Consider the following 20,701-nt stretch of genomic DNA (forward strand, 5'->3'; position numbering starts at 1 on the left):
TTTTTTCATTTTCCAATTTATACAGATCAAAACGTAACAGTTACTTCTGCAATTCCAGTAACTATAGCATTAATTATACGATTTGATTTGGTATTTTTCACCCTTACTTGTTCGCCTTGAGCACCATCTGAGAGAGCGGTTCCTTTCGTGGTTATGGTTAATTCCCCTTTAACCGCTTTAATTACAACGCTTTCATTACGGCAAACTACACAAATATCTCGACGTTCGATAACTTCACCTTGTCGGATGTTTTTCTTAAGTTTTGCGCCTGCAACTTGATCGATCTGATTAAAACCATACCGACGATAAGCACGTTGTTCGACAAAAGTTATGCTAATATCTGATTTGTTAACTAGTTCACCTCTGGCTAGAGGACGAAGAGCAGTGACTAACGGGCGCATTAGGGTTATTCGCACCGGAACGTACACGCGCCAATTGTCTTCTACGCACTCAACAAGTACGGTTACATTGGTATTTGAACGAGAATTGGAGGGGGAAGAGGTCACTAAAGGTGATGGACAGTTTGTTGCTTTTATGCGCGAATCCAAGTTAGCTGCGTTAAGATCTAACTTGTCCGATGAGGCTGTCTTAAAGGTTGCTTTTACGTGTGCTTCGGCGGCGTTTTGGATATCCTTGATCTGTTGCTCAGTAGCAGCGGAACAATATAGGCTAAAGAAAGTTAAACAAAAGCCGATACTTTTCCCAAACTTTTTGCAGAAAGCTCTACACTTAGATATGGATTGCATACTGAGAATTACCTTATAATACGCTATTTTGTATGTAATGATCTTGGTTGTTAGATTTTCATTATACTTTACTAGAAAACGCTTGAGATGGAGATGCGCTTATGACGGGTATTCTTGATTCAGTGAATCAACGCACACAACTCGTCGGTCAAAACCGATTAGAGCTTTTAACGTTTCGTCTAATGGGACGTCAACGTTATGGCATCAATGTATTCAAAGTTAAAGAAGTACTCCAGTGTCCCAAGCTGACGTCGATGCCTAACTTACACCCTTTGGTGAAAGGTGTCGCGCACATTCGTGGGCAAACCGTTTCTGTTATCGATTTGAGTTTGGCTACTGGTGGTCGCCCAACAACCGATCTGGATAAGTGCTTTGTTGTGATTTCAGAATTCAACCGAACAATCCAAGCATTCTTGGTGAGTTCTGTTGAAAGGATCATTAACATGCACTGGGAGTCGATCCTTCCTCCACCTGATGGCGCAGGTAAAGCTAACTATCTAACAGCCGTTACGAATATAGACAACGAATTAGTCGAAATTCTCGATGTAGAAAAAATTCTTGCGGAAATCTCTCCTATTGATGAAACCATGAGTGAAGACATCAAAGAAGAAATTGCGAACATTCAAGAAGAGAAAGATATTGTTCGTCGAATCTTGATCGCAGATGACTCTACCGTTGCACGTAAACAGGTACAACGCGCTATCGAAGGCTTAGGTTTTGAAGCTATTGCGGTGAAAGATGGCAAAGAGGCCTATGATAAACTTGCTGAAATGGCGGAAGAAGGTAGCATCTACGAGCAAATTTCATTGGTGATTTCGGATATTGAAATGCCAGAAATGGATGGCTACACATTGACGGCAGAAATTCGTCGCCATGCGGGCCTTAAAGATCTTCATGTCATTCTTCACACCTCATTGAGTGGTGTATTTAACCAAGCAATGGTTGAGCGTGTTGGTGCGAATGAGTTCATTGCGAAATTTAATCCTGATGAGCTTGGCTCAGCAGTTAAAGCAGCGGTATCCGGTTAAAGAGAACTGAATGACAGCGATAACTATAAGCGATCAAGAGTATCGCGATTTCAGCCGTTTCCTAGAATCCCAATGTGGGATTGTACTAGGTGATAGCAAGCAGTATTTGGTCAGAAGTCGATTGAGTCCTCTGGTAAGCAAATTTAAAGTTGCGTCACTTTCTGATTTATTAAGAGATGTGATCACAGGTAGAAACCGTGAACTTAGAGTTGCCGCGGTTGATGCAATGACGACAAACGAAACACTTTGGTTTCGTGATAGTTACCCTTTTTCGGTGTTGTCAGACAAACTATTGCCGGAAGTGGCGGCAAACAAGCGCCCAATTAAGATTTGGTCGGCAGCGAGTTCTTCTGGTCAAGAACCATATTCGATCGCTATGACTATCTTAGAAACGCAGTCAAAGAAACCAGGTATGTTATCTAATGTATCTATTACGGCGACGGATATTTCTTCCAGTATGCTGGATGCATGCCGAGCGGGTGTATACGACAACTTGGCACTTGGTCGCGGCCTTTCTCCGGAGCGCCGGAAAACGTTCTTCGAAGATGCTGGCGACAGTAAGATGAAGGTGAAAGATAACGTTAAGCGCATGGTAAACTTTCGCCCTCAAAACTTAATGGATAGCTACGCACTTTTAGGTAAGTTCGACATTATTTTTTGTCGTAATGTTTTGATTTATTTCTCACCAGATATGAAATCAAAAGTACTTAATCAAATGGCTGGATGTTTGAACCCTGGGGGCTACCTGCTTCTTGGTGCTTCGGAGTCGTTGACTGGATTGACTGACAAATTCGATATGGTTCGTTGCAATCCTGGCATTATATATAAGCTTAAGTAATCACATTAACAACGTTTCTAAGCCCAGCAATCATTGCTGGGCTTTTTATTGCCCGGTATTCCACTCCACACGCATTTGCTGACGAAAGACCGCGTTAGGTATACACTCACTAATGACATTCCAAATATTATTGGTCCTAAAGATCGTATGATCTATGAGGATCGTTTCAAAGACACGCACAAAATCCTACTGTTGCATAGCCTTTGGCTCAATATTTGCTTGTATTGAAAGTGTGAGTTTATTTTCTTTTGGCTACCTACTAAAACTTGGCACGCAGATTGCAAAATAATTCACAGGTAAGTCAGTTCTTTTTGGTAGAGGCAAGATATGACTATTTCGTTTGATAAAGCTTTAGGGATACACCAGCACACCGTTGGCTTACGTGAGCGCAATGCTGAGGTGATTTCCACCAACATCGCGCAAGCGAACACTCCTGGCTTTAAAGCGAAGGGCATGGATTTCGACAAGGCGCTTAAAGCGGCAAAGTCGGGGGCAAGCTTTGGTCTTTCTCGTACAGATGGTCGGCACATTCATGCCTCTACTGATATTGCAGGGGATACTCTGTATCGATTACCAACGCAACCGGACACGGGTGACGGCAATACCGTTGATGTGGATTTGGAACGTAACTTGTTTATGCAAAACCAAATTCGTCATCAAGCTTCACTGGATTTCTTAGGCAGTAAGTTTAAGAACCTAACTAAAGCCTTAAAAGGGGAGTAAGTAGATGAGCTTATTTAATGTATTCAATGTGACTGGATCTGCCATGAGCGCTGAGTCAGTTCGTCTAAATACCACCTCTAGTAACCTAGCAAACGCAAACAGTGTAAGCAGTTCTGCAGAAGAAACTTACAAAGCACGCCATGCTGTGTTTGGGGCTGAGTTAAACAAAGCGAAGTATAACCGTGACCACAATGTTCCTGTGAAGGTAATGGGCATCATTGAAAGTGATAAACCACTTGATGCTGAGTACAACCCTGAGCATCCAATGGCAAACGACGAAGGCTACATCTTTAAGTCGAATGTTAATGTGATGGAAGAAATGGCTAATATGATTTCTGCTTCTCGTGCGTATCAAACAAACGTGCAAGTAGCAGATGCAAGCAAACAAATGCTGCTGCGTACGCTGCAGATGGGTCAATAGGGATAAGGAGGTAACGTAATGGCCGGAATCAACAATGTTGGTCAGAGCGGCTTGTCCTATGTTGATCAGCTTAAGAGCCTGCAAGAGCAGAATAAGCCTGAAAAAGTAACGGGACAAAACGATCTTAACCAAGAAGATTTTCTTTCGTTGCTCACCAAGCAACTTGCTCAACAGGATCCTTTTAAGCCGGTCAGCAATGACCAGATGATTGCGCAAATGGCTTCATTTGCGACCGTCGATGGTATCGGGAAGATGAATAATCAGTTCGAAAGTCTGAATTCATCCATGACTTCTAACCAAGCGTTGCAAGCATCGTCATTGGTTGGTCGTGATGTACTAGTCCCCGGTGCCGCAGGCATTAAACCTGATAACGCTGGCATGTCTGCCATGGTTAAGGTACCTCAAGCACTGGACAACATGTTTGTTCGGATTGAGAACGCACAAGGGCAACTTGTCCGTACCCTTGACGTAGGTGCAAAACCTGCCGGTGATAGTAAGGTTGAATGGGACGGATTAGATGAAAACGGTAATCCATTGCCGGGTGGCAAATACAACGTGAAAGCGGGTGGTTTGCTAGACGGGGAGTCGCGTGAATTTGAAGTATCAACTTACGCAAACGTGAACAGCGTGCTCCTTGGTAAAGGTGATGGGAATGTACTACTCAATCTGGCTGGCTTTGAATCGCCAGTTCGACTAGCTGAAGTACTAGAAGTTGGAAAAGCGTAAAGCGCTAGCTAGATAGGAGAATTTTGGAATGTCTTATATTGCTTTAAGCGGGTTATCCGCAGCTCAACTGGACTTGAACACAACCAGTAACAACATTGCGAACGCCAACTCATACGGATTTAAAGAGTCTCGTGCTGAATTTGGCGATGTTTACTCAAACTCAATTTTCACCAATGCTAAAACAGCAACAGGTGGTGGTGCTCAGGCGCAAAAAGTAGCACAGCAGTTCCATGAAGGTTCCAGTATTTATACAAACAACCCAATGGATCTACGAATTTCCGGTACAGGCTTCTTTGCGGTATCGAAAGATCGTTTAGAGCCACAATTGAACGAATTAACTCGTAATGGTGCTTTTCACCTAAACAAAGATAACTACATGGTGACTTCTAACGAAGAATATCTATTAGGCTATCAGGTGAACCCAGATACTGGTGAGGTTGCGTCTTACGAGCCACAGCCATTAAACATTCCAGCAGAATTCGGTCGTCCTAAACCGACAGAAAATATCGAACTAGGCGTTAACGTGCCTGCAAATGGTGAATTGAAAGATCCAGCATTGTTCGATATTACGGATCCGACGACTTATAACCGTTCCACATCTTCGACAATTTATGACTCTATGGGTCAGTCATATAAGATGACAACTTACTACTTGAAAGATGCTACTCAACCAAACACTTGGCATTCGTACTATACGATGACCGATGGAGATGGTGAAAAGCCTCTTAACATTCAAGGTGGTGATGCGACTTCTCCGACTGGTCACGTGGGTCACACCATTAGGTTCAACAATGATGGTACGTTAGCAAGTATTAATAACGGGACAAAAGTTGTTTCTGAACCGTTAGGAGCTGGCGCAGTACCCATTAACCTAAATGGTGCGGATGTAAACCAACAAATCGAGTTTAACCAGCTTGGAGCAACCCAATATGCAGCCCCATTTGAGTTGAATAAATTCAATGAAGACGGTGCAACAACGGGCTTTTTGTCTAAGATTGATTTTGATGAATACGGTAGCGTTATGGGCACTTATTCAAACGGTGAAGCGGTAACGTTAGGGCGTGTTGCGCTAGTACGTGTACCGAATGAACAAGGTTTGGATAAGAAAGGCGGTACTCAGTGGAATTCTACTCAATTATCTGGCGATAAGATTTGGGGTGAATCTAACAAAGGTTCATTCGGTTCGGTAACCAGCGGTACTCTAGAGCAGTCGAACATCGATATGACTCAGGAGCTGGTGGATCTGATTTCAGCTCAACGTAACTTCCAAGCGAACTCGCGTTCACTAGAAGTGCACAACGGTCTGCAACAGAACATCCTTCAAATTCGATAACATCTTCAATCATCTGTCATTGCCGCTTCATGCGGCAATGCTTGTTTGCTCTGCCGGATCTTTTCCGCTTCTACCTATCTCTTCGATTCTCTTTTCTATATAAATTCTTAAATATCAACGGCATAAAAACTGGCACGATGTTTGCTTTTTAGCTTTCATAGACTTTTATGGGAGCACACCATGGATCGTTCACTGTTTCTCGCGATGAGCGGGGCAAAACAAAACATGCAGGCAATGCAGTTAAAAGCCAATAACTTGGCTAACGTCAGCACGACAGGCTTTCGCGCCGATTTGGCACAGGCTCGCTCTATGCAAGCATACGGCGATGGCTTACCTACTCGAGTGTTCAGTATGACGGAACGCCCAGGGCAAAGCTTTGCTCAAGGTAGTGTGATTACAACTGGACGAGATCTGGATGTGACCATAGAAGGCAATGGTTGGATTGCCGTGATGGATAAAACGGGTAAAGAAGGTTTAACCCGTAACGGTAATCTACATATCGATCAAACCGGATTACTGACCAACAGTTCAGGTCACCTTGTTTTGGGTGAAACGGGTGCTCCGATTACGTTGCCAATTCCATTGAGTAAAGTAGAAATCGGTCGAGATGGTACGATTTCTGTGATTCCTCAAGGTGCTCCAGCAGATGCGATTGAAGCCGTCGATAGAATCAAATTAACCAACACGGATAACCGTTCTTTATACAAAGATACAAACGGACTTTTTCGTGGCAAAAATGACAACAATGAATACGAAGCTGATGCAAACATCAAAATTATGACTGGAGCCGTTGAAGGCAGCAACGTGAGTGCTGTAGGCGAAATGACCAGTTTGATTGACTTACAGCGCCAGTTTGAAATGCAAGTCAAAATGATGAGTACGGCAGAAGATATGGACAAAGCGTCCGATTCTCTGTTGCGTTCCAGCTAACCGTTAGAGTGAGGATTTAGTTATGCATCCAGCATTATGGGTAAGTAAAACAGGTTTAGATGCTCAACAAACGAATATCTCAACCATTTCGAATAACTTGGCAAACGCCTCTACGGTTGGTTACAAGAAGAGCCGCGCAGTTTTTGAAGATCTTTTCTACCAAAATATTAACCAGCCTGGTGGTCAATCATCTCAGAATACGGAACTTCCCTCTGGTTTGATGCTCGGTGCCGGCTCGAAAGTCGTTGCTACGCAAAAAGTGCACACCAATGGTAATGCGCAAACCACGAGCAACGCTTTGGACCTTATGGTCGAAGGGGATGGATTTTTCCAAATCTTATTACCTGACGGCAACATCGGCTACAGCCGAAACGGGCAGTTTACGCTTGATGGTGAAGGCGCTGTCGTTACGTCTGGATCAGGGTATCGATTAGAGCCTGAAATTGTGATTCCAGATAACGCGATCTCCATTACCGTAGGTAACGATGGTGAAGTATCCGTTCGAGTACGTGGTCAGCAAAACAATCAGGTAGTCGGTCAGATTACAACGGTTGATTTCATCAATCCTGGTGGTTTAGAGCCTATTGGTCAGAACCTTTACTTGCCGACAGGCGCGAGTGGGGATCCTCAAGAAGGTGTGCCGGGTTTGGAAGGTTTGGGTTCGATTCGTCAATCTATGCTGGAAACGTCAAACGTGAATGTAACCGAAGAGCTTGTGAATATGATTGAAGCTCAGCGTGTATATGAAATGAATTCCAAGGTGATTTCATCTGTCGATAAGATGATGAGCTTTGTGAACCAACAACTGTAATAAGGTGACTGTCATGATGCGTTTACTATTGGTTTTTCTAACATTGGTGATGGCAGGTTGTACGTCCATGCAAAAGCCGGATGGTACCGATCCAAATGCGGGTACAACCGTTGTGGATGCGATAGAAGGCGATAAGTCTAAAGACAGTAGTGGCGGTATCATTGATACGCTGCGCGGTCGAACTGACCCAGTTGCTGGCGATCCGGCTTGGGCTCCCATTCACCCTAAGCAAAAACCAGCGCATTACGCGACAGCAACGGGATCGTTGTTTAACACTCAGCATACCCAGAACTTATATGATGACAGCAAACCTCACGGGGTAGGCGATATTGTCACTGTGAATTTGGCGGAGAATACCAAAGCCGCGAAAAGTGCAGATGCCGATCTGAGTAAGTCAAATGACGCGTCTATGGATCCTTTAAACGTCGGCGGGCAAGAGCTAAAGATTCAAGATTACAACTTTTCATACGAATTGAGTAATGAGAACAAATTTAAAGGTAATGCGTCTGCAAACCAATCCAACAGTATTAGTGGTTCTATTACCGTAGAGGTAATAGAAGTGTTGGCGAATGGTAATCTGATTATTCGTGGTGAGAAATGGCTTACTCTAAATACAGGGGATGAATATATCCGCTTGAGCGGCACAATTCGACCGGATGACATAGATTTTGACAACACGATTGCTTCAACTCGTATTTCAAATGCACGGATTCAGTATTCAGGCACGGGAAATCAACAAGATATGCAAGAGCCTGGATTCTTGGCACGATTCTTTAATGTATCTCTGTAAGTGAGAGAATTGTCGGAGTTTTGACATGTTAAAGAAATGGACAGTAGTAGTAGCGGGTTTGATGATGCTGGCAGTCAGTTCAGCTCAAGCAGCGCGAATTAAGGATGTGGCTAAAGTTGCTGGGGTTCGTAGCAACCAATTGGTTGGATACGGTTTGGTAACAGGTTTACCAGGCACGGGGGAGTCCACACCTTTTACTGATCAAAGCTTTAATGCGATGCTTCAAAACTTCGGCATCCAATTACCACCGGGTACGAAACCTAAAACCAAGAACGTTGCAGCGGTTATCGTGACTGCGGAGCTTCCAGCGTTCTCAAAGCAAGGTCAGCAAGTTGATGTGACCGTATCATCGATTGGTGCAGCAAAAAGCCTTCGAGGCGGAACACTTTTGCAAACCTTCTTAAAAGGTTTGGATGGTGAAGTTTATGCTGTAGCACAAGGTAACTTAGTGGTTAGTGGATTTAGTGCCACAGGGGCTGATGGGTCCAAAATCGTTGGTAATAACCCAACCGTAGGTATCATTTCTAGCGGAGCAACGGTTGAACGTGAAGTCCCGAACCCATTTAGCCGAGGTGATTACATTACTTTTAACCTTTTGGAGTCTGACTTCACAACTGCTCAACGTATGGCGGATGCAGTCAATAATTTCCTTGGTCCACAAATGGCACAAGCGATAGACGCCACGTCTGTAAAAGTACGGGCTCCTCGTGAAGTGAGCCAACGAGTAGCCTTCTTATCCGCCGTTGAAAATGTTGAATTCAACCCTGCAGATGGTTCCGCAAAGATCATTGTTAATTCTCGAACGGGTACCATCGTTGTCGGCAAACACGTCCGGTTAAAGCCTGCCGCTGTGACTCATGGTGGTATGACAGTAGCGATTAAAGAAAATCTCAATGTAAGCCAACCTAATGCACTGGGTGGCGGGAATACCGTTGTCGTGCCAGATACTGATATTGAAGTGTCAGAGCAGTCAGGCAAGATGTTTAAGTTTGAGCCAGGTCTGACACTAGATGACCTTGTGAGAGCGGTGAACGAAGTTGGCGCTGCGCCTTCTGATCTGATGGCTATCTTGCAAGCGTTAAAGCAAGCCGGTGCCATTGAAGGTCAGCTGATTATCATCTAGGAGAGCACGATGGTTAAGAATCCTAACGATATAGGCTTTATTCACGATATTGCATCCTTAGATAAACTTCGTCAGGGAGCGGTGGGTGCAGGAACCGATGAAGAAAAGCAGGCTGCACTGAAAACAGCGGCAAAGCAGTTTGAATCCATCTTCACATCCATGCTTTTTAAATCAATGCGTGATGCGAATACGACATTTGAATCTGATTTGATGAAAAGCCAAAATCAAGATTTTTATCGTCAGATGCTTGATGAACAAATGGCAAGTGAAATGAGCGATTCAGGTTCACTTGGTCTTGCCGATATGATTGTGGCTCAACTGAGTGCTGGGGCTGGTGAAAATCATTCTGAAATTGCTATGAGAAATGCAGCAATGGATACTTCACTTCGCCTACCCGTGGATTCGGATAAAGTGCGTGAAGCAACGGCAACACGAGCTGTGAGTGAATCGGCATTTGATAGCCCGCAGCAGTTTGTTGATAAATTGAAACCTTATGCCGATAGAGCGGCACGAGCTCTCGGCGTTGATGCTTCAGTCATTATTGCGCAAGCTGCGCTAGAAACGGGCTGGGGGCAGAAAGTTGTGAAGAACTCTCTAGGATCCAGTAACAACTTATTCAATATCAAAGCAGATAAGCGTTGGGATGGCGGCAAAGTCGCGACTCAAACTCTAGAAGTTTATGATGGTGTGCCCGTGAAAGAGAAAGCGGACTTCCGTTCTTACTCTTCTTATCAAGACAGCTTTAATGATTACGTACGTTTCTTGAATGATAACCCTCGCTACCAAACAGCACTTCAACATGAAGGGGATAATAAAGCGTTCATTCATGGTATTCATAAAGCGGGTTACGCTACCGACCCGAACTACGCTGATAAAGTTCTAAGAGTTAAAGCTCAAGTCGATGATATTCTGAGCAATTGATCAGTTTTAAGCTGCACTACTTGTGCAGCTTTTTACTTTGACCCAGTAATAATTCCCCTCTTTGAATGACCCCTCTCTTAATACATCTAATGCTCCAAGTGATATTTAATAAGTATATGTGGCATACATATTGCAATCACATAATTACATGGTTATACAGTAGCGATTTTACTGATTCTAAGTAATTCTTTTTTGGGGGCATTATGTCATCGGATCTACTTAATGTAGGTACACAAAGCGTCTTGACAGCTCAGCGGCAACTAAACACCACCGGTCATAACATTTCTAATGCGAATACCGAAGGTTACAACCGCCAGTCTGTGATGCAAGCTGTTAATGCCCCTAAGCAATACGGGGGGCAAACCTATGGCATGGGTGTTCATGTGGAAAATGTTCGCCGCTCTTGGGATCAATTTGCCGTCAATGAGCTCAATCTCACCACGACAGAATTTGCAAACAAACTGGATACCGAAGAAAGCCTAGATAACATTACCAACATGCTGTCTTCAGTGGCTTCGAAGAAAATCCCAGAAAACATCAATGAATGGTTTGATGCATTAAAAACGCTGGCGGATTCACCCAACGACATGGGTGCAAGAAAAGTATTGTTAGAAAAGTCGCAACTGATCACACAAAACTTAAATCACTTCCATTCTGTCGTGCGCACAGAAAAAGAAAACATCAATAAGAAGATGCAGAATGCCGTTGAGCATATGAACTCATTGGCGACTGAAATACGTGATGTACACCGTTTGATGATGCGTACACCAGGACCGCATAACGACTTCCGAGACGAACATGAGCGTCTGATTAATGAGTTGGCTCAATACACCAAGGTAACGGTAACTCCTCGTAAAAATAATGAAGGCTTTAACGTACATATTGGCAATGGACACACTTTAGTATCTGGAACCGAAGCCAGCCAGTTAACCCTTCTACCGGGTAAGCCCGATCCTCAACAGCTTCGTATAGGTATGGTTGAAGGGAAAGGCGTAAAAGCCATTAAACATGATGGCTTGAACGGCAAGTTATCGGCATTCTTAAAAGCTCGCGATGAATCCATTCCTAATGTCATGAGCGAACTTGGGCGTATTGCGACTGCGATGTCTTTCGGCGTCAACAAGCTTCAATCACAAGGTTTAGATTTACGTGGAGACATAGGTAAAAACGTATTCACAGATGTTAACTCTGCTGAAATGTTGAAATCACGTGTGATTACATCGACAGATTCAAAAGCGGATATCGGTGTGTATATCGAAGATATCTCTCAGCTCAGCGGTGGCGAATATTCGGTTAAATACGATGGGTCTAGCTATCGTGTAACCAAACCAAGCGGTGAGAGTATTACCGTTTCCAGTAGTGTGTTTGCCAATGGTTTCATTCTGGATGGTATGAGAATCAATGTAAATAATGCGCCAGAAGATGGAGAGCGTTTTCTCATTCGTCCAACTGAAAGTTCCGCTTCTTTAATCCGAGTTGAAATGAACGACCCTGCAAAAATTGCCGCTCAAAGTTACGAAAGTTCCTACACTGATGCCCTGGGTACTGCCAAATTCAATATTCTTCAAGCAGGTAACCTAAGAGAGTTTCAGATTGTTGTTTCTCCTACTGGTGACCAATTTGCCGTATTGGATATGCAGGGGCTGGTGGTAATGCAGCCTCAAGCTTATCCTCCTTCTGGTCCCGTCACCGTTGATGGAACAGTATTCGAATTGACGGGTGGGGCAAATGCGAACGACAAATTTGCGGCAAACCTTGTCCCTTCTGAAGGTGATAACGGCAACTTACTTAAAATGCAGAATATCCAAACGGATAAGGTGATGAATGATGGTAACACAACAGTGTTGGGTGTTTATAAGGACCTAAATACTGATGTCGGTTTGAAAACATCCACCGCCACGCGACTTGCCGATATTGCTAAGCTAGAAAATGAAGCGGCAAAAGAACGTATTGCTTCCATCTCAGGGGTTAACTTAGATGAAGAAGCCGCAAACATGATGAAGTTTCAACAAGCTTACATGGCATCTTCGCGAATCATGCAAACAGCGAATGATACGTTTAACACTATTTTGGCACTGAGATAGGAGGAAGCTAGATGATTAATAGAATAGCCAGTTTCCACAACTATCAAACAGTGCAGAATGACCTTCAGCGTCAAGAGCTGAAAGTTCACAACAACCACGCCCAATTGGCGTCGGGTAAAAAATTGCTGAACGCTGCAGATAATCCATTAGCTGCGCACTATGTACAAGGTATAACCCAGCAGACAGAAGAATTGCGTCAGTACATGGATTCTATTGTGCTGATTCGTAACCGTCTTGAACACCAAGAGGTGATCATTGCCAATGCCGAGCAACATGCTGATGATGCTAAACGTTCGGTGATGGAAATGATTAATGGTGCTCTTTCTCCTGAAGATCGCGCAGCGAAAGCACGTGAACTGGAAGAAATGGCGCTAAATATGCTCAATCTTGTTAATACACAAGACGAATCAGGTAACTACATATTTGCTGGGACCAAACCGAAAAACCAACCGTTTTTTAAAGATCACAGTGGCGATGTCTCTTATGTTGGAGATACCTATCACCGTAATATGAAAATCGCGAATGGTCTCGAAATTTCGGTAAGCGATCCGGGCAACAAAGTCTTCATGGAAATTGATAACCCTATAGGCGACTACGATCCACAGTATAACCTTCAGGTCGCGTCTGAATTGCTTGTCGAAAGTGCAACGAATTATGACGCCTCTGACACTTCCAATTACAACATTACTTTTGTTGATATGGGAGATGGGAGTTTTGGTTATCAATTAGAAAAAGATGGGTCTGTTGTTAAGTCGGATACCTACGATCATAAAGTGGGTATCCAGCATGAAGATTTGCAAATTCGATTCAAAGGTCGAATTACCCCTGGAGACAGTATTGCTTTCGAGCCTAAGAAAACATTCAGCATTTTTGAGACTTTTCAAAAAGCACAAGAATATTCTCAACGTTCGGTTGCAGATTCAAACGGTACGGCAGAACTTCACCAAGTAACGGAAGAGTTCCATAAGGCCTTTGTTCACATCAATACGGTTCGTACCGATTTGGGCTCGCGCTTAAATACATTGGACATTCAGGAACAACAGCATGATGACTTCAAGCTTTCTATGGCGAAGTCTAAAAGCAATTTTGAAGATCTTGATTATGCTCAGGCGGTAATCGAGTTCAACGAAAATTCATTAGCACTAAAAGCATCCCAACAAGCTTTCGGTAAAGTGAAAGACTTGACCCTGTTTAATTACATTTAAACTCTGTTCGCAAACTTATGCCTTATGAGCTCTGCCTTAAGTGCCCAGTTTGCCCCTTAGAGGAAAAGGTAAAAGATTGCCGCTAAAGCCATTTGGTGCGGTAAACAGTCGTAAAGGGATTCGCTACTTCAGTGTTGATCGAATGATTTTTAAGATGAAAAGAAAGAGAGTGAATTTAATTTTAACCTAACACATTAAAAAATAGGGAAAATAAAATTTAATTCACATTGATGGTAAGGTTGTTGAAAAGTTGGCACACAAGTTGAATGTATTATTGTAACGAAACAACTTAGGTGCAGTTAGAAGTTCACCGTTAATAAGTTGGACTTCTAAAAGTAACTTTCGGTCAGTGCTTATCCAAAAAAGTATTAACTGACCGGTTCGCAGAGAAAGCGAACTCAACAGGAGAGCAAACTATGGCTGTAACAGTGAGCACTAACGTTTCCGCAATGACGGCACAACGTTACCTAAATAAGTCGACCAACGACCTTAACACATCGATGGAGCGTCTATCGTCAGGGCACAAAATCAATAGTGCAAAAGATGATGCAGCTGGCTTGCAAATCTCCAACCGATTGACAGCACAGTCTCGTGGTCTAGATGTAGCAATGAGAAACGCCAACGATGGTATCTCAATTGCCCAAACCGCAGAAGGTGCGATGAACGAATCAACCAATGTTCTGCAACGTATGCGAGACCTAGCAATTCAGTCTGCCAATGGTTCGAACTCCGATGCAGACCGTAGAGCTATCAATGAAGAGGCGGTTGCGCTGCAAGACGAACTCAACCGTATTGCTGAAACCACATCATTTGGTGGACGCCGACTACTTAATGGCTCATTTGGTGATGCTGCATTCCAGATTGGTGCTAACTCTGGTGAAGCTATGATCATGGCACTGACCAGTATTCGGGCTGATGATACACGAATGGGCGGCAGCACCTTTGTTGCACCACCAGAAAGTGCTAAAGGCACAGATTGGGGAGTTCCAGCGGACAAACTAGATATCAAGTTTGAGTTCACAACAAAGGCGGGTGAACCACAAGTTATCGAGATATCAGCGAATGCTGGTGATGATATCGAAGAACTGGCGACATACATTAACGGTCAGTCGGACATGATTAATGCCTCGGTCAGTGAAAACGGTCAAATGCAGGTATTTGTCGCTGAACCACACTTAGAAGGTGACTTGACCATCTCCGGTGCGTTAGCTGGCGAAGTTGGACTGACAGGTGGGCCTGGCTTACAAACTACGGTTCAAGATTTAGATCTTAGAACGGTAGCGGGCTCTCAAAACGCAATTAGCGTAGTGGATGCTGCACTCAAATATATTGATAGCCAACGTGCTGATTTAGGTGCAAAACAAAACCGACTCAGTCACAGTATCAATAACTTAGCGAACGTACGTGAGAATGTGGATGCTTCCAACAGCCGTATCAAAGATACAGACTGGGCGAAAGAAACCACAGAACTTACGAAATCACAGATTTTGCAACAGGCAGGTACTTCCATTCTTGCTCAAGCAAAACAGTTGCCAAACTCAGCAATGCAATTACTTCAATAGTAATGCACGTCATCGCCTGGACAGACGTGGACTGGCGAATGGCGAAGCTAAGTTAGCAAGCGCGGAAGGTACAAAAAACAGGACGCTCTCTCATCTCTCACCTGCGGAATGTTTATTAACTTGTATTGGATGCACCTGGCTAGTTAGGGATATGTTTCATTTCTCTGATCTCCGCATGACTCTGACTAGTAACAGCCCCGGTTCTCTCAAAGGAAAAGGGGCTTTTTTCTTGCCTAAAGAAAACTACCTCTTCAGTTTTTATCCCCATTAGCCCTACGCATACAAATGACTTTCTGAAGTAAAGACCCTAATTTGAGCATAGATTAGATGATCCTATAGCATTACTAACCTATTGATTCCTCAATCGAGACTAATTTGAGAGGGTTAATGATTTGATATGGGTAGCCATTAGGATTGATGACGACCAAGCCGAATTCAGACGATTGTAATGTTAGAAGTACACAACAGTAAAACTATTGTACTAACGTGAAAACAAAAAACGCTACCCGAAGGCAGCGTTTTTAAAGCGATGGTACAACTAAGAAGATTACTTAGTTACACGAAGTACTGTGGTTTCGCCAACAGATACCGCGCCAGAAAGTTTGTTCAACTCTTTGATTTCGTCCATGTTAGAAATAACAACAGGCGTTAGAGTTGATTTCGCTTTCTCTTCTAGAAGTGCTAGATCGAATTCGATGACAGTATCACCAGCTTTCACTGTTTGACCTTCTTCAGCGATGCGAGTGAAGCCTTCACCTTTTAGTTCAACAGTATCAATACCGAAGTGTACAAACAGCTCAACGCCGTCGTCAGACTCGATAGAGAAAGCGTGGTTAGTTTCAAAGATTTTACCGATAGTACCGTTTACTGGAGCAACCATCTTGTCGCCAGATGGTTTGATCGCGATACCGTCACCAACGATTTTTTCAGCGAATACTACGTCTGGCACGTCTTCGATGTTTACGATTTCGCCAGATAGAGGTGCGATGATTTCAATTGCACCAGCGTCAGCACTGTCGTCAGAAACCAGCTTCTTCAGTTTGTCAAACAGACCCATGTCATGCTCCTAAACGTTAATTTTATTCTGTTGAATTATATTAGCAGTTTGTTTTTTCTGCGATAAATTTTTCTACGTGTGCTTCAATCTCTGCAGCTGTTGGCATTTGAAGAGCTTCTTCTGCCATAGCTTTAACCTCTTCGAAGTTAGCGTTACGAATCACTTTCTTCACTTTTGGAATAGAGATACCGCTCATGCTGAATTCATCTAGACCCATGCCCAGAAGAAGAAGCGTCGCGCGCTCGTCACCAGCAAGCTCACCACACATACCTGTCCACTTACCTTCTGCATGAGAAGCGTCAATCACTTGCTTGATTACTGTTAGTACAGCAGGTGATAGCGGGTTGTATAGGTGAGAGATTAACTCATTACCACGGTCTACTGCTAGAGTATACTGAGTTAAGTCGTTAGTACCAATACTAAAGAATGATACTTCTTTCGCTAAGTGGTGAGCAATTGCCGCTGCTGCTGGTGTTTCAACCATAACACCGATTTCGATGTTTTCGTCGAACGCTAGACCTTCAGAGCGCAGCTCCACTTTGTATTCTTCGATTGCCGCTTTAAGTTCGCGAATTTCTTCAACAGAAATGATCATTGGGAACATGATGCGCAGCTTACCGTGAGCAGAAGCACGTAGAATACCACGTAGTTGGTCACGTAGGATTTCACGGCGGTCCAAGCTGATACGCACTGCACGCCAACCTAGGAACGGGTTCATTTCTTTTGGTAGATCCATGTATGGCAGATCTTTATCGCCACCGATATCCATTGTACGGATGATTACGGATTCACCATGCATCGCTTCCGCGACGTCTTTGTAAGCTTGGTACTGCTCTTCTTCTGTTGGAAGTGCATCACGATCCATAAATAGGAATTCTGTGCGGTACAGACCAACACCTTCACCGCCGTTGCGGTTGATGCCGTCACAGTCTTTTACTGTACCTATGTTGCCGCAAACTTCGACGTTGTGTCCGTCTAAAGTTGTTGCTGGCAGGTCTTTAAGTTTTGCAAGCTCTTCTTTTTCCGCTAGGAATGCATCACGGATTGATTGTGCTTCAGACATTTCAGCGTCTGTAGGATTTACGATAACTTTGTTGTTCATCGCATCCAGAATCAGCATATCACCGTTTTTAACTTGCTTAGTGATGTCGTTCGTACCAACAATCGCTGGTAGCTCAAGAGAACGAGCCATAATAGATGTGTGTGATGTACGACCACCAATGTCACAAGCGAAACCAAGAACGTAATCTAGGTTGATTTGCGCTGTCTCAGATGGCGTTAGGTCGTATGCGACAAGAATTACTTCTTCATCGATATCACTTAGAGAAACGATGTTAATACCAAGTGCATTTTTAACAAAACGCGAACCAATATCACGGATGTCCGTCGCACGTTCTTTTAGGTATTCATCATCCAGTGATTCAAGGGCAGTGGCTTGCTCTTCAATCACAGAGTAGATTGCGTTGTCTGCTGAAAGCTTATCGTTTTTGATCAATGCTAAAATTTCTTCTTCTAGCTCTTCATCTTCAAGAAGCATGATGTGACCTTCGAAGATCGCTTCTTTCTCTTCACCGAATGTTTCAAGTGCTTTCTGCTTGATAATTTCAAGTTGGTGGGAAGATTTGTTACGAGCGTCGTAAAAGCGTTGTACTTCTGCTTCTACTTGATCGTCGGTGATGGTGTTTGTGTTTAGGACAATTTCATCTTCTTGAAGAAGCAGTGCTTTGCCAAAAGCAATACCAGGAGATGCCAGGATGCCTGAAATCATAGCCTTACCTTAAGTTGGTCAACAATAAACGGGAAAATGTTTGACTAAAATGCTAACGAGTAGTTGTAGCGTAAAAAGACTTCATATTCAAATAAAGCCATTTTGTGTTAACAAAATGGCTTTAATAAGATCTTTCTAATTAGTGAAGTTGGTCCATAAGAGCAACTAGGTGGTCTACTGCGTTTTGAGCTTGTGGGCCTTCAGCAGAGATAGTAACAACAGTACCTTTCACCAAACCTAGAGTTTGCAATTTGAACAAGCTCTTCGCACTTGCACTTTTACCGTTAGAAGTAACAGTGATGTCAGCATCAAAGCCTTTCGCTTCTTTAACGAACTGAGCCGCTGGACGAGTGTGAAGACCGTTTTCTGCAGTGATTTCTACTTGCTTCTGATACATGTGATATACCCCAATTGATTTATTTTTGTGTCTGTGTCGGCAGCGTGTTGAGTTTTCATAACCAGTGCTAGTCCAGAGGATATGAAACCGCAAAACCGATATCAGTGTTTTCAACTCGTTTTGCTTGTATTCATATGATACAGCAAAATTGAGTGATTCTTTAGTTAGTGCGCTTCTTTTATTTTGAAGCGAAAAATAAAACTGAGGTGATATTACCAAAGGTGAGGCAGGGATCAACAAAAAAGCCCCTTACCGGGGCTTTTTTAGACTAAAAATTGATTTCAACACAGTTTTATTACGTGTTTATTGCTGGTTTTCTTTCTCGGTGAATAGACCTGCAAATAGTGCTGTGCTGAGGTAACGCTCACCAGAACTTGGAAGAACAGTTACGATAGTTTTTCCTGCAAATTCAGGAAGTTCTGCAACACGGTTTGCAGCAACAACGGCCGCACCAGAAGAAATACCAGCTAGGATACCTTCCTCTTCCATTAGGCGACGAGCCATCTCAATAGCTTCTTCTGAAGTAACAGACTCTACACGGTCAATTAATTCTAGATCTAAGTTTCCAGGGATGAATCCTGCACCGATACCTTGAATTTTGTGAGGAGCAGGTTGAATTTCTTCACCAGCAAGTGCCTGTGCGATAACTGGAGATTCTGCAGGCTCAACTGCAACTGTAGTAATGGCTTTGCCTTTTTCACCTTTAATGAAGCGGCTAGTACCTGTTAGCGTACCACCTGTACCTACACCAGATACGAATACGTCGATCTCGCCGTCAGTCGCTTCCCAAATCTCTGGACCCGTTGTTTTTTCATGGATCGCTGGGTTAGCAGGGTTATTGAACTGTTGAAGAAGTAGGTATTTTTCAGGGTTGCTAGCAACAATTTCTTCAGCTTTAGCAATGGCGCCTTTCATGCCTTTTGCTGCTTCAGTTAGTTCAAGGTTTGCACCCAAAGCTTTAAGCAGCTTACGACGCTCAAGGCTCATCGACTCAGGCATAGTAAGAGTCAGTTTGTAGCCACGAGCTGCCGCTACGAATGCAAGAGCAACACCTGTATTACCACTTGTAGGCTCTACAAGTTCAACACCAGCTTTTAAAGTACCAGCTTTTTCAGCTTCCCAGATCATGTTTGCGCCAATACGACATTTAACACTAAAGCTTGGGTTGCGTGCTTCAATTTTTGCTAGAACGTTACCTTTACTTACGCGGTTAAGGCGAACAAGTGGAGTGTTACCAATAGCTTGTGAATTGTCTTCGTAGATTTTACTCATGTTGATGTTCCTTCATTACACGGGGTAGGGTGCACGATGCACTCTGTGTTTATAGTGATTAAGCATAAAGTGCTAATAATCAACCGAAAAAGAATAAATGGTTATAACTTATAGGGTGTACACGATAAGCAATGGTCCATTTCTTTGACTGTGGAAATGGTCAAGTCAAGTAACAAAAAGGCTGACGAGTGTCAGCCTTAATATTTGCAGAAATCGTTATCTCACATACTGTAGACGGTATTTATCCACCCACATTGCAGTAGCACCACAAACTGCTACTGGCATCACAAACAGATTGAGAATGGGAACCATAGTAAACAGCGTCACCATAAACCCGAAGCCATAGGATGCGGATTGATTTTGTTTCAAATCGTTTCTCATGTCCTGAAACGAGACTTTGTGGTTATCGAAAGGGTAATCACAATATTGTATTGCCATCATCCAAGCAGAAAATAGGAACCAAAGTATTGGCCCTATGGTCTGACCTAACGCTGGGATAAGCAGTAAAATGAAAAGCCCCAGCGCTTTCGGCAGGTAGTACATCAGCTTTCGCCATTCACGACCCAGAATACGCGGAACGTCTTTGAGTAGAGAAAGTATCGATTGGTCGCTAAGTTTCTTTCCCGTTAGCTTTGCTTCAAGCTGTTCTGCGAGTAGTCCGTTAAACGGGGCAGCAACAAAATTTGCAATGGTGCTAAACAAATAGGTAAATGTGGCCAATATTGCGAGTGCTAACAAAGGCCACAGTAGATAAGAAAGCCACGAAAGCATGTCTGGCAGATACCCAAGCCAAGCATCAATCCATTGATTTAGATTTGAAAACAATAAATAGATGGCTCCACCAATTAATAGAATATTTACGAGAAGGGGCAAAATCACAAAACGTCTGATACCGGGTTGGAATGCGAGTTCAAACCCATGAAAAAAGTATCCGATGCCACTTCGATTGTTTGTTGTCATAAATTT

The 20,701-nt window shown here is 43.4% G+C and carries 20 protein-coding genes; 14 read left to right on the forward strand and 6 right to left on the reverse strand.

Translation table 11 applies throughout. The annotated features are described in order from the left end of the window. Nucleotides 1-26: 26 nt before the first annotated feature. A complete protein-coding gene (flgA, locus tag LDO37_RS04550) occupies nucleotides 27-746 on the reverse strand; it encodes a flagellar basal body P-ring formation chaperone FlgA (protein WP_126607852.1) in 720 nt (239 codons plus the stop codon). 101 nt (nucleotides 747-847) lie between these two features. On the opposite strand from flgA, the gene LDO37_RS04555 reads away from it, so the two are divergent. From LDO37_RS04555 to LDO37_RS04620, 14 genes are all read left to right on the forward strand, one after another. After that, on the forward strand, nucleotides 848-1,774 hold the full coding sequence (locus LDO37_RS04555) for a chemotaxis protein CheV (RefSeq protein ID WP_126607851.1): 927 nt from the start codon (nucleotides 848-850) through the stop codon (nucleotides 1,772-1,774). A 10-nt stretch (nucleotides 1,775-1,784) separates the two neighbouring features. Next, complete coding sequence (locus tag LDO37_RS04560) at nucleotides 1,785-2,612, forward strand: protein-glutamate O-methyltransferase (RefSeq protein WP_101113464.1); 828 nt, start codon at nucleotides 1,785-1,787, stop codon at nucleotides 2,610-2,612. 327 nt (nucleotides 2,613-2,939) lie between these two features. Then, nucleotides 2,940-3,335, forward strand: coding sequence for a flagellar basal body rod protein FlgB (gene flgB / locus LDO37_RS04565; protein ID WP_101113465.1), 396 nt, complete (start codon nucleotides 2,940-2,942; stop codon nucleotides 3,333-3,335). A gap of 4 nt (nucleotides 3,336-3,339) precedes the next feature. Next, nucleotides 3,340-3,756, forward strand: a complete 417-nt coding sequence (gene flgC / locus LDO37_RS04570) for a flagellar basal body rod protein FlgC (protein WP_101113466.1) — start codon at nucleotides 3,340-3,342, stop codon at nucleotides 3,754-3,756. An 18-nt stretch (nucleotides 3,757-3,774) separates the two neighbouring features. Continuing rightward, on the forward strand, nucleotides 3,775-4,482 hold the full coding sequence (locus LDO37_RS04575; protein WP_101113467.1) for a flagellar hook assembly protein FlgD: 708 nt from the start codon (nucleotides 3,775-3,777) through the stop codon (nucleotides 4,480-4,482). Between the two features lie 28 nt (nucleotides 4,483-4,510). Further along, nucleotides 4,511-5,815, forward strand: coding sequence for a flagellar hook protein FlgE (gene flgE, locus LDO37_RS04580; protein WP_126607850.1), 1,305 nt, complete (start codon nucleotides 4,511-4,513; stop codon nucleotides 5,813-5,815). A 180-nt stretch (nucleotides 5,816-5,995) separates the two neighbouring features. Beyond that, nucleotides 5,996-6,745 (forward strand): flagellar basal body rod protein FlgF, encoded by a 750-nt coding sequence (locus LDO37_RS04585; RefSeq protein WP_101113469.1) that lies wholly within the window; start codon nucleotides 5,996-5,998, stop codon nucleotides 6,743-6,745. 22 nt (nucleotides 6,746-6,767) lie between these two features. Continuing rightward, a complete protein-coding gene (gene flgG, locus LDO37_RS04590) occupies nucleotides 6,768-7,556 on the forward strand; it encodes a flagellar basal-body rod protein FlgG (protein WP_101113470.1) in 789 nt (262 codons plus the stop codon). Nucleotides 7,557-7,569: 13 nt separating this feature from the next. Then, nucleotides 7,570-8,346: a flagellar basal body L-ring protein FlgH gene (flgH, locus tag LDO37_RS04595; protein ID WP_126607849.1), complete on the forward strand. Its 777-nt coding sequence runs from the start codon at nucleotides 7,570-7,572 to the stop codon at nucleotides 8,344-8,346. Nucleotides 8,347-8,371: 25 nt separating this feature from the next. Next, entirely contained in the window at nucleotides 8,372-9,469 is a 1,098-nt protein-coding gene (locus LDO37_RS04600; protein WP_101113472.1) for a flagellar basal body P-ring protein FlgI, read from the forward strand. 9 nt (nucleotides 9,470-9,478) lie between these two features. Next, nucleotides 9,479-10,390 carry a flagellar assembly peptidoglycan hydrolase FlgJ gene (gene flgJ, locus LDO37_RS04605; protein ID WP_101113473.1) on the forward strand — a complete coding sequence of 304 codons (912 nt, stop codon included), beginning with the start codon at nucleotides 9,479-9,481 and terminating at the stop codon, nucleotides 10,388-10,390. A gap of 203 nt (nucleotides 10,391-10,593) precedes the next feature. Continuing rightward, on the forward strand, nucleotides 10,594-12,474 hold the full coding sequence (gene flgK, locus LDO37_RS04610) for a flagellar hook-associated protein FlgK (RefSeq protein WP_126607848.1): 1,881 nt from the start codon (nucleotides 10,594-10,596) through the stop codon (nucleotides 12,472-12,474). A gap of 11 nt (nucleotides 12,475-12,485) precedes the next feature. Beyond that, the gene (gene flgL, locus LDO37_RS04615) at nucleotides 12,486-13,679 is read left to right on the forward strand and encodes a flagellar hook-associated protein FlgL (protein ID WP_104399154.1); all 1,194 of its coding nucleotides are present in this window, start codon (nucleotides 12,486-12,488) and stop codon (nucleotides 13,677-13,679) included. Nucleotides 13,680-14,095: 416 nt separating this feature from the next. Next, nucleotides 14,096-15,241 carry a flagellin gene (locus tag LDO37_RS04620; RefSeq protein ID WP_126607847.1) on the forward strand — a complete coding sequence of 382 codons (1,146 nt, stop codon included), beginning with the start codon at nucleotides 14,096-14,098 and terminating at the stop codon, nucleotides 15,239-15,241. A 547-nt stretch (nucleotides 15,242-15,788) separates the two neighbouring features. Here the strand turns inward: LDO37_RS04620 and crr are convergent. The 5 genes from crr to cysZ form a co-directional block, all read right to left on the reverse strand. Next, complete coding sequence (crr, locus tag LDO37_RS04625) at nucleotides 15,789-16,298, reverse strand: PTS glucose transporter subunit IIA (RefSeq protein ID WP_101113477.1); 510 nt, start codon at nucleotides 16,296-16,298, stop codon at nucleotides 15,789-15,791. A 40-nt stretch (nucleotides 16,299-16,338) separates the two neighbouring features. Then, complete coding sequence (gene ptsI, locus LDO37_RS04630; RefSeq protein ID WP_126607846.1) at nucleotides 16,339-18,066, reverse strand: phosphoenolpyruvate-protein phosphotransferase PtsI; 1,728 nt, start codon at nucleotides 18,064-18,066, stop codon at nucleotides 16,339-16,341. Between the two features lie 139 nt (nucleotides 18,067-18,205). Beyond that, nucleotides 18,206-18,463 (reverse strand): HPr family phosphocarrier protein, encoded by a 258-nt coding sequence (locus LDO37_RS04635; RefSeq protein WP_101113636.1) that lies wholly within the window; start codon nucleotides 18,461-18,463, stop codon nucleotides 18,206-18,208. 303 nt (nucleotides 18,464-18,766) lie between these two features. Beyond that, nucleotides 18,767-19,735 carry a cysteine synthase A gene (cysK, locus tag LDO37_RS04640; RefSeq protein WP_126607845.1) on the reverse strand — a complete coding sequence of 323 codons (969 nt, stop codon included), beginning with the start codon at nucleotides 19,733-19,735 and terminating at the stop codon, nucleotides 18,767-18,769. Between the two features lie 216 nt (nucleotides 19,736-19,951). Next, nucleotides 19,952-20,695: a sulfate transporter CysZ gene (gene cysZ, locus LDO37_RS04645; protein ID WP_126607844.1), complete on the reverse strand. Its 744-nt coding sequence runs from the start codon at nucleotides 20,693-20,695 to the stop codon at nucleotides 19,952-19,954. Nucleotides 20,696-20,701 lie beyond the last annotated feature (6 nt).

The sequence above is a fragment of the Vibrio penaeicida genome (assembly GCF_019977755.1).
In the GTDB taxonomy this organism is placed as follows: Bacteria; Pseudomonadota; Gammaproteobacteria; order Enterobacterales; family Vibrionaceae; genus Vibrio; species Vibrio penaeicida.

Bases quoted from the DNA above. Each gene is read 5' to 3' on its own strand.
- LDO37_RS04635 (WP_101113636.1), bottom strand. From the start codon at position 18,463: ATGTATCAGAAGCAAGTAGAAATCACTGCAGAAAACGGTCTTCACACT.
- flgA (WP_126607852.1), bottom strand. From the start codon at position 746: ATGCAATCCATATCTAAGTGTAGAGCTTTCTGCAAAAAGTTTGGGAAA.
- flgC (WP_101113466.1), top strand. From the start codon at position 3,340: ATGAGCTTATTTAATGTATTCAATGTGACTGGATCTGCCATGAGCGCT.
- ptsI (WP_126607846.1), bottom strand. From the start codon at position 18,066: ATGATTTCAGGCATCCTGGCATCTCCTGGTATTGCTTTTGGCAAAGCA.
- flgB (WP_101113465.1), top strand. From the start codon at position 2,940: ATGACTATTTCGTTTGATAAAGCTTTAGGGATACACCAGCACACCGTT.
- cysK (WP_126607845.1), bottom strand. From the start codon at position 19,735: ATGAGTAAAATCTACGAAGACAATTCACAAGCTATTGGTAACACTCCA.
- flgJ (WP_101113473.1), top strand. From the start codon at position 9,479: ATGGTTAAGAATCCTAACGATATAGGCTTTATTCACGATATTGCATCC.
- cysZ (WP_126607844.1), bottom strand. From the start codon at position 20,695: ATGACAACAAACAATCGAAGTGGCATCGGATACTTTTTTCATGGGTTT.
- flgE (WP_126607850.1), top strand. From the start codon at position 4,511: ATGTCTTATATTGCTTTAAGCGGGTTATCCGCAGCTCAACTGGACTTG.
- LDO37_RS04585 (WP_101113469.1), top strand. From the start codon at position 5,996: ATGGATCGTTCACTGTTTCTCGCGATGAGCGGGGCAAAACAAAACATG.
- flgL (WP_104399154.1), top strand. From the start codon at position 12,486: ATGATTAATAGAATAGCCAGTTTCCACAACTATCAAACAGTGCAGAAT.
- LDO37_RS04620 (WP_126607847.1), top strand. From the start codon at position 14,096: ATGGCTGTAACAGTGAGCACTAACGTTTCCGCAATGACGGCACAACGT.
- LDO37_RS04560 (WP_101113464.1), top strand. From the start codon at position 1,785: ATGACAGCGATAACTATAAGCGATCAAGAGTATCGCGATTTCAGCCGT.
- flgK (WP_126607848.1), top strand. From the start codon at position 10,594: ATGTCATCGGATCTACTTAATGTAGGTACACAAAGCGTCTTGACAGCT.
- LDO37_RS04600 (WP_101113472.1), top strand. From the start codon at position 8,372: ATGTTAAAGAAATGGACAGTAGTAGTAGCGGGTTTGATGATGCTGGCA.
- flgG (WP_101113470.1), top strand. From the start codon at position 6,768: ATGCATCCAGCATTATGGGTAAGTAAAACAGGTTTAGATGCTCAACAA.
- LDO37_RS04575 (WP_101113467.1), top strand. From the start codon at position 3,775: ATGGCCGGAATCAACAATGTTGGTCAGAGCGGCTTGTCCTATGTTGAT.
- flgH (WP_126607849.1), top strand. From the start codon at position 7,570: ATGATGCGTTTACTATTGGTTTTTCTAACATTGGTGATGGCAGGTTGT.
- LDO37_RS04555 (WP_126607851.1), top strand. From the start codon at position 848: ATGACGGGTATTCTTGATTCAGTGAATCAACGCACACAACTCGTCGGT.
- crr (WP_101113477.1), bottom strand. From the start codon at position 16,298: ATGGGTCTGTTTGACAAACTGAAGAAGCTGGTTTCTGACGACAGTGCT.